This is a genomic window from Seonamhaeicola sediminis, assembly GCF_004358095.2.
GTDB lineage: Bacteria > Bacteroidota > Bacteroidia > Flavobacteriales > Flavobacteriaceae > Seonamhaeicola > Seonamhaeicola sediminis.
On the sequence record NZ_SMZJ02000003.1, the window covers coordinates 93,606 to 107,555 of the forward strand.

Annotated in this window: 13 protein-coding genes; 7 read left to right on the top strand and 6 right to left on the bottom strand. The window is 31.1% G+C overall.

All coding sequences use genetic code 11. The features are described from left to right. The first annotated feature begins 88 nt into the window (after nucleotides 1-88). The 4 genes from fbaA to E1J38_RS05005 all read left to right on the top strand — a co-directional run bounded on the left by fbaA (nucleotide 89) and on the right by E1J38_RS05005 (nucleotide 5,097). Nucleotides 89-1,156, top strand: coding sequence for a class II fructose-bisphosphate aldolase (fbaA, locus tag E1J38_RS04990; RefSeq protein ID WP_133356077.1), 1,068 nt, complete (start codon nucleotides 89-91; stop codon nucleotides 1,154-1,156). 267 nt (nucleotides 1,157-1,423) lie between these two features. After that, the gene (gene accD / locus E1J38_RS04995; RefSeq protein WP_133356078.1) at nucleotides 1,424-2,284 is read left to right on the top strand and encodes an acetyl-CoA carboxylase, carboxyltransferase subunit beta; all 861 of its coding nucleotides are present in this window, start codon (nucleotides 1,424-1,426) and stop codon (nucleotides 2,282-2,284) included. 127 nt (nucleotides 2,285-2,411) lie between these two features. Beyond that, nucleotides 2,412-2,681, top strand: a complete 270-nt coding sequence (gene rpsO, locus E1J38_RS05000; protein WP_116039090.1) for a 30S ribosomal protein S15 — start codon at nucleotides 2,412-2,414, stop codon at nucleotides 2,679-2,681. Between the two features lie 196 nt (nucleotides 2,682-2,877). After that, nucleotides 2,878-5,097, top strand: a complete 2,220-nt coding sequence (locus E1J38_RS05005; protein WP_133356324.1) for a polyribonucleotide nucleotidyltransferase — start codon at nucleotides 2,878-2,880, stop codon at nucleotides 5,095-5,097. 65 nt (nucleotides 5,098-5,162) lie between these two features. On the opposite strand, the gene E1J38_RS05010 is transcribed toward E1J38_RS05005, so the two are convergent. Further along, nucleotides 5,163-6,086, bottom strand: coding sequence for a LysR family transcriptional regulator (locus tag E1J38_RS05010; RefSeq protein ID WP_133356079.1), 924 nt, complete (start codon nucleotides 6,084-6,086; stop codon nucleotides 5,163-5,165). Between the two features lie 80 nt (nucleotides 6,087-6,166). On the opposite strand from E1J38_RS05010, the gene E1J38_RS05015 reads away from it, so the two are divergent. Genes E1J38_RS05015 through E1J38_RS05025 form a run of 3 tightly spaced genes read left to right on the top strand, consistent with a single transcriptional unit; the run spans nucleotide 6,167 to nucleotide 7,684 of the window. After that, a complete protein-coding gene (locus E1J38_RS05015) occupies nucleotides 6,167-6,367 on the top strand; it encodes a hypothetical protein (protein ID WP_133356080.1) in 201 nt (66 codons plus the stop codon). 18 nt (nucleotides 6,368-6,385) lie between these two features. Continuing rightward, nucleotides 6,386-7,354 (top strand): sodium-dependent bicarbonate transport family permease, encoded by a 969-nt coding sequence (locus E1J38_RS05020; protein WP_133356081.1) that lies wholly within the window; start codon nucleotides 6,386-6,388, stop codon nucleotides 7,352-7,354. A gap of 18 nt (nucleotides 7,355-7,372) precedes the next feature. After that, nucleotides 7,373-7,684 carry a hypothetical protein gene (locus E1J38_RS05025; protein WP_255449788.1) on the top strand — a complete coding sequence of 104 codons (312 nt, stop codon included), beginning with the start codon at nucleotides 7,373-7,375 and terminating at the stop codon, nucleotides 7,682-7,684. A gap of 96 nt (nucleotides 7,685-7,780) precedes the next feature. Here E1J38_RS05025 and E1J38_RS05030 read toward each other — a convergent pair whose 3' ends face one another. The 5 genes from E1J38_RS05030 to E1J38_RS05050 are packed head-to-tail and all read right to left on the bottom strand — an operon-like array spanning nucleotide 7,781 to nucleotide 13,949. Beyond that, a complete protein-coding gene (locus E1J38_RS05030; RefSeq protein ID WP_133356083.1) occupies nucleotides 7,781-8,758 on the bottom strand; it encodes a UbiA family prenyltransferase in 978 nt (325 codons plus the stop codon). A 10-nt stretch (nucleotides 8,759-8,768) separates the two neighbouring features. Then, nucleotides 8,769-9,713: a diacylglycerol/lipid kinase family protein gene (locus E1J38_RS05035; RefSeq protein WP_133356084.1), complete on the bottom strand. Its 945-nt coding sequence runs from the start codon at nucleotides 9,711-9,713 to the stop codon at nucleotides 8,769-8,771. Continuing rightward, nucleotides 9,713-11,959: an efflux RND transporter permease subunit gene (locus E1J38_RS05040; protein WP_133356085.1), complete on the bottom strand. Its 2,247-nt coding sequence runs from the start codon at nucleotides 11,957-11,959 to the stop codon at nucleotides 9,713-9,715. Before E1J38_RS05040 ends, E1J38_RS05035 begins: the two co-directional genes overlap by 1 nt. Next, the gene (locus tag E1J38_RS05045) at nucleotides 11,956-12,897 is read right to left on the bottom strand and encodes a GNAT family N-acetyltransferase (protein ID WP_133356086.1); all 942 of its coding nucleotides are present in this window, start codon (nucleotides 12,895-12,897) and stop codon (nucleotides 11,956-11,958) included. The genes E1J38_RS05040 and E1J38_RS05045 overlap by 4 nt, the downstream gene beginning before the upstream one ends. Next, on the bottom strand, nucleotides 12,894-13,949 hold the full coding sequence (locus E1J38_RS05050) for a DUF3419 family protein (RefSeq protein ID WP_133356087.1): 1,056 nt from the start codon (nucleotides 13,947-13,949) through the stop codon (nucleotides 12,894-12,896). Before E1J38_RS05050 ends, E1J38_RS05045 begins: the two co-directional genes overlap by 4 nt. Nucleotide 13,950: the final 1 nt, after the last annotated feature.

Sequence of the window (13,950 nt, forward strand, 5' to 3'; positions counted from 1 at the left end):
ATATTTATCGTTTTCAGTCAAAAAAACCAGCCGTAATTCTCTAAAATTTAATTACTTTTGAAGCCTATAGAAATTAAAATTAAAGAAAATGGGACATAACATAAAACCAGGTGTAGCCACAGGATATGAGGTACAGGAAATATTTAAATTAGCAAAAGAAAAAGGATTTGCTCTACCCGCTGTAAATGTAATAGGATCTAACACAATAAATGGTGTATTAGAAACTGCTAGAGATTTAAATGCCCCGGTAATTATACAGTTTTCTAATGGTGGCGCACAATTTAACGCCGGTAAAGGCTTAAGTAATGATGGCCAAAAAGCCTCTGTTGCAGGTGCAATTGCAGGAGCAAAACATGTTCAAAAATTAGCTTTGGAATATGGAGTTCCTGTAATATTACATACAGATCACTGTGCAAAAAAACTATTACCTTGGATAGACGGTTTGTTAGAGGCTAGTGAAGAGCATTTTGCTCAAACTGGAAAATCATTGTTCAGTTCTCATATGATTGATCTTTCTGAAGAACCAATTGAAGAAAACATAGAACTCTGTAAGAAATATTTAGAGCGCATGAGCAAAATGAATATGACGCTTGAAATAGAATTAGGAATTACTGGAGGTGAAGAAGATGGTGTTGATAATACCGATGTTGATGATTCTAAATTATACACTCAACCAGAAGAAGTTGCGTATGCTTATGAAGAATTAAGTAAAGTAAGTGATCAGTTTACTATTGCTGCCGCTTTTGGAAATGTTCATGGGGTTTACAAACCAGGCAATGTGAAATTAACACCTAAAATCTTAAAGAATTCGCAAGAGTTCATTTCCAAAAAATATGGTGTTGAAAATAATCACATAGATTTCGTTTTTCATGGTGGTTCTGGTTCTACAGTAGAGGAAATTAGAGAAGGTATAAGCTACGGTGTTATTAAAATGAATATCGATACAGATTTACAATATGCTTTCATGAGTGGCATTAGAAATTATATGAAAGACAAAGAAGCATATTTACAATCTCAAATTGGTAACCCTGAAGGTGATGATGTTCCTAATAAGAAATTCTATGATCCACGTGTTTGGTTACGTGAAGGTGAAAAATCATTTGTTGAGAGATTAAAAAAAGCATTTGAAGACTTAAACAACGTAAATACCTTATAATAAAAGGTTAATATATTCACATCAAAAAGGCTCTGATTTATCAGGGCCTTTTTTTTTGCAGAAATTACCAAAAGTAATATGCATGCATTATAATAAAGTACTTGCTTTTACTCCAAAACTAAAAAAAGGTTTAATTTTGTCCTCAGGCTTTAACTGTTTCCTTAAAGATTTTAAATCTAATTAAGGTTTAACAAATGCCTTATCTAAAAGAAAACAATGGTAATTTAATTAAATTATTTTATCATTGTAGAACTAAAAATAGCAAGTATGTCATCTTGGTTTAAAAGAAAAACAAAAGGAATAACCACCTCTACCGAAGAGAAAAAAGACACTCCTAAAGGACTGTGGTACAAAACACCAACTGGTAAAATAGTAGATACTGAAGAACTAGAAAAAAATTTCTATGTGAGTCCAGAAGATGGTTATCACGTACGCATTGGAAGTAAAGAATATTTCGAAATACTTTTTGACAATAATACGTTTAAAGAGTTAGATGCTGGCTTAGAGTCTAAAGACCCACTAAAGTTTGAAGACACTAAAAAATACCCCGATAGGTTAAAAGCGGCCCAAGAAAAAACCAAGCTAAAAGATGCTGTTCGTACCGCAGTTGGTAAATCTAAAGGAAAAGATTTAGTAGTGGCTTGTATGGATTTCAGCTTTATTGGTGGTTCTATGGGTAGTGTAGTAGGAGAAAAAATTGCTCGTGCTGCAGATTATGCACTTCAGAATAAATTACCATTAATGGTTATCTCAAAATCTGGTGGTGCCAGAATGATGGAAGCTGCTCTTTCACTAATGCAATTGGCAAAAACATCGGTTAAACTAGCACAATTGGCAGAAGCAAAACTTCCCTATATATCATTATGTACTGACCCAACCACAGGAGGAACTACAGCCTCTTTTGCTATGTTGGGTGATATTAACATTAGTGAACCAGGAGCGTTAATTGGTTTTGCAGGACCACGCGTGGTTAAAGATACTACAGGACAAGATTTACCCGAAGGTTTTCAAACATCTGAGTTCTTGTTAGAACACGGTTTTTTAGATTTTATAACTATTAGAAAAGAATTAAAAAATAAAGTAAATCAGTATTTAGATTTAATATTGAACCAACCTTTACGAGCTTAAAAAAAGCGACCATTTTGGTCGCTTTTTCTTTTTGATACATTCGCTTGCAAATTAATAAAAAAGCGTATATTTGCCGCTCGAAAGAAAGACTTTCTAATACATAAAAATCATTTACAATAATATTAGCATGTATCTAACAAAAGAAATTAAAGAAGAAATTTTCGCAAAACACGGAAAGGGAAAGAATGATTCTGGAACTGCGGAAGCTCAAATTGCATTATTCACTCACAGAATTAACCACTTAACTGAACATTTAAAGAACAACAGAAAAGACTTTAATACAGAACGTTCATTAGTAAAATTAGTTGGTAAGCGTAGAGCGTTACTAGATTATTTAACTAAGAAAGATATTTTAAGATATCGTGCCATAGTTAAAGAATTAGGATTAAGAAAATAATTAAAAGAGGCTTTAGTAGCCTCTTTTTTGTTTAAATATAACTCTTTCGAAAGAGTATAACTTTCGAAAATAAGAAGCTAATTATAGTTTTTCATTGGTCAAGGCTTTCATGCCATACACAACAACTACAACAACACAACGACCATTGTTTAACAAGATTCAAGCATGAGGTTGCTTGAACAAGAAGAAAAAATTTATGATTCCAAATGTATTTAAAGAGGTCATAGACCTTGGTGACGGTAGAGAAATTTCTATTGAAACCGGAAAACTAGCTAAACAAGCTCATGGTAGCGTTGTTGTGCAATCTGGCGAAACAATGTTACTGTGTACAGTAGTATCTAACTACGATGCTGCCGATGTTGATTTCTTACCATTAACAGTAGATTATCGCGAAAAATTCGCTGCTGCAGGCCGTTACCCTGGTGGTTTTTTTAAACGTGAAGCACGACCAAGTACCGAAGAGATTTTAGTAATGCGAATAGTGGACCGTGTATTACGTCCGTTATTCCCAAAAGATTACCACGCTGAAACTCAAGTCATGATTCAATTAATGTCTTTAGACAAAGAAGTTATGCCAGATGCTTTAGCTGGTTTAGCAGCTTCTGCAGCTATTCAGTTATCTGACATTCCATTTGAAACTCCCATTTCTGAAGTTCGTGTGGGGCGTCTTGATGGTGAGTTTATCATCAATCCAAGTTTATCACAATTAGAACAATGTGATATTGACATGGTAATTGGTGCTTCTGAAGATTCTGTGATGATGGTTGAAGGTGAAATGAGTGAGATTTCTGAAGAAGAAATGGTTGAAGCTATTAAAGTAGCACACGAAGCTATTAAAGTTCAGATTGAAGCTCAAAAGCGTTTAGTTGCTCAAGTGGGCGCCAAAGAAACTCGTGAGTACGAGTCTGAAACTGAAAACGAAGCTGTACTTGAAAAAGTAAAAGCCTTTGCATACGATAAGTGCTACGAAATTGCTAAAAGTGCTTCTTCTAAAAGCGATAGAGGTTTAGCTTTTTCTGAATTAAAAGATGCTTTAAAAGCTGAATTTACTGAAGAAGAATTAGAAGAAGTTGGAGGATTAGTTTCTAAATACTTTAGTAAAGTTCAAAAAGAAGCAGTACGTAACTTAGTACTAGAAGAAGGTATTCGTTTGGATGGGCGAAAAACAACTGAAGTGAGACCAATTTGGTGTGAGGTTGATTATTTACCATCAACACATGGTTCGTCTATCTTTACACGTGGTGAAACTCAAGCATTAGCCACAGTAACTTTAGGAACATCTCGTGAAGCTAACATGATAGATAATCCATCATTAGAAGGGGAAGAACGTTTTTATTTACACTATAACTTCCCTCCTTTCTCAACTGGTGAAGCCAGACCTTTAAGAGGTACTTCAAGAAGAGAGATTGGACATGGAAACTTAGCCCAACGCGCATTAAAACGCATGGTACCTTTAGATTGTCCTTACACGGTTCGTATCGTATCTGAAGTATTAGAATCTAACGGTTCATCCTCTATGGCTACAGTTTGTGCTGGTACTATGGCTATGATGGATGCTGGTGTACAAATGAAAAAACCAGTATCTGGTATCGCTATGGGATTAATTTCTGATGGTGAGCGTTATGCCGTTCTTTCTGATATTCTTGGTGATGAAGATCACCTAGGTGATATGGACTTTAAGGTTACTGGTACTGAAGATGGTATCACAGCTTGCCAAATGGATATCAAAATTAAAGGATTAAGCTACGAGATTTTAGTAAATGCTTTACAACAAGCTAAAGACGGTAGATTACATATCCTTGGTAAATTAACCGAGACCATTGCTACACCAAACGCAGACGTAAAAGTACATGCTCCTAAAATGGTTACTGCTAAGTTACCAAATGATTTAATTGGAGCCTTTATAGGTCCTGGTGGAAAAGTGATTCAAGAATTACAAAAAGAAACTGGAACAACAATTGTTATTAACGAAGACCCTGTAACTGGAGAAGGAATTGTAGAAATTCTAGGAACTGACCAGGCTGGTATTGATGCTGTTTTAGCAAAAATAGACTCATTGACATTTAAACCTGAAGTTGGGAGTGTTTACGAAGTAAAAGTTATTAAAATGCTTGACTTTGGTGCTGTTGTAGAATACACTGAAGCGCCTGGTAATGAAGTTCTTTTGCATGTAAGCGAATTGGCTTGGGAACGTACCGAAAATGTTTCTGATGTTGTAAAAATGGGAGATGTATTTGATGTAAAATACTTTGGTATTGACCAAAGAACCAGAAAAGAAAAAGTTTCTAGAAAAGCTATTTTACCAAAACCTGAAGGTTGGGAAGCTAGACCTCCAAGAGATAATAAAGGTGGCAATAGAAATAACCGAGGACGTGATAATAGAAGCAGAGATAATCGTAGAGACGATAGAAGATAAACAAGAAGATTAATTTCTATTTTTAGTTATAATAAGCCTTTCAATATTGAAAGGCTTATTTTATTTTAATATTTATCTAACCAATCAAAATGTTTTTTTATAATTGCCTCTTTATTTAATTCAATATGTTTTATTAATGCCTTAGCTATATTGGTTAGGTTTTTTGAACTCAACCAAATTAAATTCCAATTAGTAATTATGGGTAATTGCTTTACAGGAATTATTTGTAAATCTTTATTTGCTATCGCATTTTTAATACCAATTAATGGCATTATAGAGCACCCTAAACCAGAAATGACGGCCTGTTTTAGAGCCTCATTAGATTTTAATTCCATTTTTTTATAAGTGGATATTTTTCTTGAATCGATAAATTTCTCCATAGCAAGACGCGTTGCTGACCCCTGCTCCCTATATATCAAGGGTAATTTTTGAAATTCTGAATAAGATAGATACTTACCTTTTAGTTTATAATCTGTCCCAGCAACCATAAATAATTTATTTTCCATCAACTCTATTCTGTTAATTTTTAAATGACTAGGAATAGTAGAAACCATAGCAAAATCTACTTCGTTATTTTCTAACGCTCTAACCACTTCGGCCTTATTAGTTACATCCATAATTAAATCTATACCCTTATTCTGATTCATAAAATCTGACAGAAAATAAGGCATCACATATTTAGCTGTTGATACAATCGCTATTTTAAGTTTTCCAGCTAGTTCACCTTGAAATGAAAGTGCTTTGTAATTAATAGCCTGTACTTCATTAAGAATATTTTCGGCTGCCTTAGCTATTTCCTCACCAAATTCTGTGATGTAAATTTTCCTTCCAACCACTTCAAAAAGAGGTGTTTTAAACTGTTCTTGAAACTTTTTTAACTGAATTGAAACAGCTGGCTGTGTTAAATAAAGAGCTTCTGATGCCTTTGTAACACTCTGTAATTGAGCTATTTTAAGAAATATCTCAAGCTGATGTAAAGTATAATTCATAAATAAGGTTTATATATTTCATAATAAATATAAATAAAAATATATAAACAAAAATAATAACCTTTGCAAAAATAAATTACATGAGAGAAGCAATTAATAACAGTTTAAAAAGACTTAAAGAAAAACCAAGTACCCTTGAAGAAGTAATTTTGGTAATTATCTACTTTATTTTTTTATCCTTATCAATATCAAACAACAACCTATTTTTAAAAGAACTAACCTTATGCGGACTAATAATACTTTTTGCATTGATGGGTGCACAAGCAAAAAACAAGTATTAAAATATTTAGAAAAAACTTATGGATTTACATTTACTCATAGATAACTTATCAAACCCAGCGCTTTTATTCTTCTTTTTAGGCGTTATTGCTGTACAACTAAAAAGTGACTTAAAAATACCAGAAAACTCTTCAAAGTTCATTTCCTTATATCTTTTATTAGCGATAGGTTTTAAAGGAGGACAAGAATTAGCTCATAGTGAGTTTAGCTTAGAAATTTTATGGTCCCTCCTTTTTGGTATTTTTCTAGCTGTGGCGGTACCAGTTTACGCATATTTTATCCTTAGAAGAAAGTTTAGCGTTGAAAATGCAGGAGCCATAGCGGCCTCTTACGGATCTGTAAGTGCTGTTACGTTTGTAACAGCCATTTCATTTTTAGAACTAGAGCAAATAGCTTTTAGTGGTCATATGGTTGCTGTAATGGCATTAATGGAAGCTCCTTCCATTATGATTGGTCTTCTTTTAATCATGCTTTTTAAAGGTGGCAAGGAAAAAACTAATATACCTATGAAAAACGTTTTGCAACATGCCCTTTTTAATGGAAGTGTGTTGTTAATTCTGGGGAGTCTAGTAATAGGATTTTTGGCTAGTGAAGCCCAAGCAGAGGGTATTAAACCTTTTACAACAGATATCTTTAAAGGGTTTCTTGCCGTTTTCTTGTTAGATATGGGAATAACAAGTGGAAAAAAGTTAAATGAATTTGTAAAGAAAGGGAAGTTTGCACTTGTATTTGCAATAATTGTACCTATTGTCAATGGATGTATAGTAGCCTTCTCAACCGGAAGTTTTATTACAGGAACAGGAAATAGACTATTGTTTGCCATTCTAGCAGCAAGTGCCTCTTATATTGCCGTACCAGCAGCCATGAAAATTGCAGTTCCTAAAGCAAGCCCAAGTTTATACATACCAATGGCCTTAGCCATTACATTCCCTTTTAATATAACCTTGGGAATGCCACTATACTTATACATTATTCAAAATACATTTTAATTTATAAACTCAAGAATTATGAAAAAATCAATAACACAAAAAACCATGAGTAGAGCAAAAAATAAAAGCATTGATCTAATAGATGGTGTTTTTAACATATCTGACGCAGCAGACATTATTAATAGCGTGTTAGATGTAAAAATAAACTACCACAAGCTAAAAAGATTATCTATAACAGAAGGTAATATTAACGATCTATGTGAATACGACAATGGTAGAATTGATGAGCTTATAAAAGCGAAAGAAGATACTAGAATTTTCTTTAATGAGTTACGACAATCTGGTAAAAAGTTAAAGATTAACGGTATTATAAGTATTGAGGAAGCATAGTAAATTCTATTTGTTACATAATAATTTAAGTTTATTAGTTTATAACCCCTTCATAAAATTGATGGGGTTATATTTTTTTCTAAATTATTATCGTTTTCATATTTGTGACTTTTCAGGTCTAAAAAACAAAAATGCCTCAAAAAAAAGATAGAATATTATAATAACTACTAACCAATTAGGGTGGTTATCTAAAATCACTGCAATTTGCCATAATATAAAGCTCCTAACTGTCATTTCAATTGGAATTGAAGCATATGATTCTTCCTTAACCTTTGCTAAATGTGCATATATCTGACCATAAATAGTTAATATTGTAGCAATAGATGCTATGCCTATTCCAATCCCTGTTTCTACTATTAATAGAACTAAAACTGTACTTAATAAAACAATAATATCTCCAATCCACACCGTTCTATTCCAACCAAAAACAACTGGAAAAGTTTTGTATCCAGTTTCTCTATCTGCCGATATATCTTTTAAATAACCCATTAACACGAAATTGGTATAAGACATGAAACTTAATAAAACCAGCATTAATAATTTACTAGAAAATAACTTGGAATCTACAACAGAAATGTATCCCATTATCGGTAATAGAGCCACAATCCAAGCATTATAAAATGGTCCAACAAACCAAAAGTTCTTTTTAAAATGTGAATATGTTATTAACCCAAAAACACTTAAAGCTCCTAAGATAATATTCCAAAAATTCAAGTAAACTAAAATCACCACACTTAAAACAAGACCGAGTATACTAACTATTCTAACTGATTTGATTGAAATTACACCTTTTGATAAAGGTCGATAAGGAGCCGATATTGAATCAGTATCTGTCTGCCATGTATCTGTAAGTGCTTGCCCAAAACCATAACCCAAAAACAACGGAACAAAAGCCAAATATATTGACCATAAGTTTGTACTGATGTTTTCTGTTACAGCAATAGCTATTCCACTCAATCCTACAATTCCTGATAGGAACAATAAATATGGCCGACACTGTATTAAATAAGCTTTAAAGAATTTAAAACTAAAAATGGGATAGGTATTTTTCATCATAGAGTTATTTCTATTCATCTTTAATACATTAATGCATTATATATATTGCATTAGGAACAACTGAAAACCTACAATTTTTTCCTATGAAAACCTCTCCATCTGCCTCAATAGGCATAGGCTTACCGATGAATACTTTTAAACTCTTTAGTTTATATGTTTTCCTTTTAGAATTTGGACTAAATTCACCCTTAATAAGAGCAATTAAAGTTCTCAAAAGCTCAAACTTATTCATTCTATCACAATAGTTCAACCCTAAAACATTATCATTAAAAGATATATTTTGTTCATACCTAAAACTACCTGAAATATTTGGGTTTTTAATTACTGATAAATTAGACAAAGTAATAGTTTCGTTAATTTTATCATCTATTAATAGTTCTGCGTTATAATTCCTATATAAAAAAATAGTTTTTACAGCAGTAAAAAAAATAGCAGCATCTACCCAATATCTTTTTAGAAATTTAAGAAAAAACTTTGGATGATTAAACCTATAATTAGCTTCAGCAGTAATACCCATGCTTGCATTTATTATAAAATATCTTGTATGAAAATTCTTATTAATATCTTCGTATGTAATTTTCCCTACATCATATAATTGACAACTCTTCCAATTAATTTTCACGGGTACATTCTTCACATATTTATTAAAAGGTTTATGAAAATCGTTGCTGGAACCCAGACCTATGCCTCCAACATATACTTGCCTAGAGTCACTTTTTTTTATATTTAATAGAACATTAAGCATATAATTCAGGCTTCCATCACCGCCTGCACTAACAAACCCATCAATTTTTTTATCATGATATAAACTCTTTATCATCCCATTAAAATCACACGGAGGCTCATATGTAATGATTTCTGTTTCCGCAGGAAAAATATCAAGTATACTTGAACATATTTCTTCCCACTTATTAGCAGACTTTCCTTGTCTTGCATTTAGATTGACTAATATTACTAGTTTTTTTGGTTTCATTAAATATATTTTTTAAACCAGGTTAACATTAGTACGGGAGCCAAAATTAAATCCACCGTCAGAGTTATAAATACCGTTATTCCTATAAGAATTCCAAGAGTAAATACTTCCATAAATCCAGAACAAATTAATACGCTAAATCCACCTAATAAAATAAAACTAGTACCTAGTATTGCTTTGCCACATTCTTCCAAAGCTTTTAAAATTGAATATTTCAAACTACTTCCTTTTTTTCTTTCTAATTGAAAACTACTCAGGAAATGTATGGTATCATCAATAGCTATTACAAATCCTATGGTAAAAATAATAGAGGTTGCTCCTCTTAATTCTATACCTGTAAACCCCATTATACCCGCAACAATTAAAATTGGCACAAGGTTTAAAACTAGGGTCAAAAAAACTAATGCTACTTTTTTATATATATAGCCTAAGGTTATTGCTACAGAAATAATTGCTATTATTAATCCATAAATCATATTATCTATGCGTACTTTATGTGCTCTATCAACCAAATAATCTTTTCCAGTTATTCTTGCTTGAACTTTTGTGGTATCAATTAATGTGTTTACATAACCTAATATTTCATTATTTTTTTTATTAATATTCAACCTTCCTATGTCCTTCATTCTTCCCGAAAATTTATAAATACTATGTTCTTCATTAAATAAATAATTTCCATTTTTAAATACACCTATATGCTTATCATATTTTGAAATACTTTTTTCATCACTAGGAATAGGGTTCGTTTTGAACGAAAAAGGCTTGTAGGCTCTATGAAATAATTTATAAAACAAAATTGGTGACTTAACTGAATTTACATAATCTAAACTATCGAGGAAATTTTGAATGTTCAAACCCATTTCTAATATATCGGGTTCATTTAATTTAATATCTTTTTTTGCTATTAAAAGCAATTCAAAATCTCTTGAGCCACCAAAGTTTTTTTCAAAAAAAGAATAATTATTAGAAAGTTCACTACTACTTGGTACATTAGACAATTTATAGTTATTCACATTAATAAAAAAAATCGAAATAACAGAGGCAATTGATATGATTATATATGTTACCAAAACACTTTTAGGTCGACCATTAAACCATTGAGCTTTCTTAATAATCACTTTTGACAAGTTTTCAAAAAAATTACTTAGTGAAAAAGTAATTTTACTTTTAGTCATTAAGAAAAATACAGGAGTAAGAGAAACGGTTATTAAATAAACCAAAAGTATTGACAATCCAGCCTCCAAACCAAACTCTCTAATTGCTGGCATTGGAGAAATATACATAACAAAAAAACCAATAGCTGTTGTAAAAGAGGTTACAAATGTTGTTTTACCAACTTCTTTTAACGTAACATAAAGTGCTTTTTTTTTGCAAACCTCATTTACCCTCAACGTATTGTATTTGTATGACAAATGGATGACATCTGAAATTCCAATTATTAATATTATTACTGGAAATAAATTAGCCATAATACCTAATGGCTTATTAAAGTAAGCCATAACTCCTAAAAAAATGATAAGTGAAACAAAAACGACAACCAATGGAAATATAATTGCAACAAATTTTCTAAATATTAAGACAAGTGTGACTATTAAAAAAACAAAAAACCAAAGTGTAAAATTTTTTATTTCAATAGAGAGCAAATCCTTGAAGGAAGTTTCAAGGTACTTATCACCAATTATATAAGAGTTTATTGTTAAACTATTTCTTAATTTTTCTAGTTTATTTAATAATACTACCGTATCTCTATTATCTAAATTATCTTCAATTTCAATCCAAACAAATAAAGCATTACCTTCTTTACTAATGAAGTATTGTGTCCATTCATAATCTTTAAAAACTTTTTTAAGATCTATGGCTATGTTGGAACTATCATCTTTATTTAAATAATCTAATTGTGTTAAACCAAGAAACGTATTGTACGGGTAGGATAAATCAATTAATGAACTAACTTTTCTTATTTCAGCAAATCTCTTTAGACTATCTATGAAACTTTTAGAAGTATTTAAAAAGGTTTGGTCAAAAGAAAACTTCGGATTCTCTAAAGCTATTACAAGAATATTACTATGATCTTTAAATTGAGAATTCACTTGTTTATAAAAAGTATACTCTGGGTCATTTTCGGGGAAAAACTGATAAAAATCTGTGTTATACTTTATTCGATTTAATATGGATATAGAAAAAACCGTAAATACAATTACAATTACTAGTAAAACATAACGATATTTAATCCATTGCTTTATCATAAACACCTAACATCTAAACTTATAAAATCATTTTGATCTACAGGGAAAGTGCTACATATCTGGTAAGCATAAGAATTAATTGAAATAGGTTTTAAAACCGAATATAAGCCTGAGCTTTTAGTACAAGCTACTAACAGGTATCCAATATTTTGCTTTTCCAGAAAATCTAATATGGAGTTTACTTCGTCTTTTGAAGGCATATTATCATAAACTAAGATGCCAAAGTTTAGTTCATCTCCTTCTTTGGGGAGTTGTTTACTATATGCTTGAAAGAGGGTTAAAATATAATTGATTAACTTAATTAAAAAGTGAAGTTTTCTAATTTTTAAATGATATATAAGGTTTGTTTTCCAAACTCTTGGTTTTCCGTTGATAACGTAAAAATAAGACTTTACTTTTTGTTTATTTATTGGAGTATATACAGTTAATTTTTCAGAAATAGATTGGTTATAGCTTTTTTTCAATCTTCTGTTGGTTGGTATAGTGAGATACGAAAAAGGGTATTTATAGAGTTTTAGACCTAAAATTCCAGCAGATTTACGAACTGCTTTGTTACCTTTTTTCATTGTCAGAAAGACGTTTGAGACGTTGTTAGGTAAATAAAAATTCTTATAAGCGTACATCCCCATTTTCTTTGTTAAACCTTCTCCCCTTGCATGTTTTGCTACCCTTACATCATAACAATAACCAAGATTCCTTATTGTATTATTAATGACAATTGACACAATTGAGGCAGCCAAAACACCTAATAATTCACCATTAAAATCAACTGCAAGATATATTTGATACTTTTCAAAATTCTCCGAACGCCTAACAAAAGAATTTTTAACCATTTCAAGTTGAATCCATTTTCCTTGAAGTGCATTCTTTTCTAAAGCAAGTAAAGCAGTTTCATACTTTTCTGAGTATGGAATTATTTCATATTGAAAACTGTTCATAACTTTTCTACTAAATGAACTTTGTACATTTTAGTGCTTTCCATATTTGAAACATCTTTAATCTTATATCCCAATGCTGTAATTTTTTTGATAATATCAGTATCAATATGATTTCTTAAGTAAGATCTAAACACAAAAGCACATTTACATTTATTAGATACTTTCAAAGCTTTTATACATTTTATAACATAGTCTGTTTTATGAAAACTTAAAATATCAGACATTGATAAAAAAACATTAAAATTAAATGTTGTAGAGGTATTATCCTCAAGAAAGCTCAATGCGTCATTATTTATAAATTGTATTTTAATCTCTCTGTTTTTTAATTTGGCCTGTATTTTTTTTAAAATTTTCCGGTTTTGAGAAGCAGGTAAAAACTCTATATCCATTTGTTTTAATGACCCCAAAAAAACAAGATGTGCCATAAAAGATTTGTGGAATTCTTTTTTGTCAATTAATTCTTGAAAGCCATTGGTAATTAATGAGGTATCCACCCCTTTGCCAATAAATGCAGGATCTTTATTACCTAATAACAAATAACTTACTTTTTTTGAGAAAACACTTTTTACAATTTTCCATCTAAACTTTGAAAAACTATTATAATCATTATTAAAAACTTTCATAAACGAAGGCCCTAAAAACCATTTCAATAAAGGTCTGGCTTTAGATAGAAATTGTTCGTATTGACCAATGTATAGTATCCCCTTTTTGATAAAATGATGGTTTTTACTCCAATAAATTATCGTAGAAGATTCCAATTTATTTTGGAGTTTTATAAAACACCGCATTCTTTCTCTTGAAGACATTTCTTCAGCACCAATAAATCTCAAATAGTCCTCTACATCTAGCTCACTTAATGCTACTAATTTCAATTTTAATAATTCAATAGCACTCATATTTGTATCAACTACAAACAACTGTTCCAAGTTGGCATTATCAAGTAATGCAATGAGTCTTTCACCACTACCTGCAACTGCAATTACCGAGTTATATCCCGTGCTGCAAACTATTTCTGGTAAGGAGTCTTCGTTAACATGAGAATACCAAATCATA

Excerpts from the sequence above, each read along its gene's own strand:
- E1J38_RS05005 (WP_133356324.1), top strand. The coding sequence starts at position 2,878 with ATGATTCCAAATGTATTTAAAGAGGTCATAGACCTTGGTGACGGTAGA.
- E1J38_RS05030 (WP_133356083.1), bottom strand. The coding sequence starts at position 8,758 with ATGAATAGAAATAACTCTATGATGAAAAATACCTATCCCATTTTTAGT.
- E1J38_RS05050 (WP_133356087.1), bottom strand. The coding sequence starts at position 13,949 with ATGATTTGGTATTCTCATGTTAACGAAGACTCCTTACCAGAAATAGTT.
- accD (WP_133356078.1), top strand. The coding sequence starts at position 1,424 with ATGTCATCTTGGTTTAAAAGAAAAACAAAAGGAATAACCACCTCTACC.
- E1J38_RS05015 (WP_133356080.1), top strand. The coding sequence starts at position 6,167 with ATGAGAGAAGCAATTAATAACAGTTTAAAAAGACTTAAAGAAAAACCA.
- E1J38_RS05040 (WP_133356085.1), bottom strand. The coding sequence starts at position 11,959 with ATGATAAAGCAATGGATTAAATATCGTTATGTTTTACTAGTAATTGTA.
- E1J38_RS05020 (WP_133356081.1), top strand. The coding sequence starts at position 6,386 with ATGGATTTACATTTACTCATAGATAACTTATCAAACCCAGCGCTTTTA.
- rpsO (WP_116039090.1), top strand. The coding sequence starts at position 2,412 with ATGTATCTAACAAAAGAAATTAAAGAAGAAATTTTCGCAAAACACGGA.
- fbaA (WP_133356077.1), top strand. The coding sequence starts at position 89 with ATGGGACATAACATAAAACCAGGTGTAGCCACAGGATATGAGGTACAG.
- E1J38_RS05045 (WP_133356086.1), bottom strand. The coding sequence starts at position 12,897 with ATGAACAGTTTTCAATATGAAATAATTCCATACTCAGAAAAGTATGAA.
- E1J38_RS05010 (WP_133356079.1), bottom strand. The coding sequence starts at position 6,086 with ATGAATTATACTTTACATCAGCTTGAGATATTTCTTAAAATAGCTCAA.
- E1J38_RS05035 (WP_133356084.1), bottom strand. The coding sequence starts at position 9,713 with ATGAAACCAAAAAAACTAGTAATATTAGTCAATCTAAATGCAAGACAA.
- E1J38_RS05025 (WP_255449788.1), top strand. The coding sequence starts at position 7,373 with ATGAAAAAATCAATAACACAAAAAACCATGAGTAGAGCAAAAAATAAA.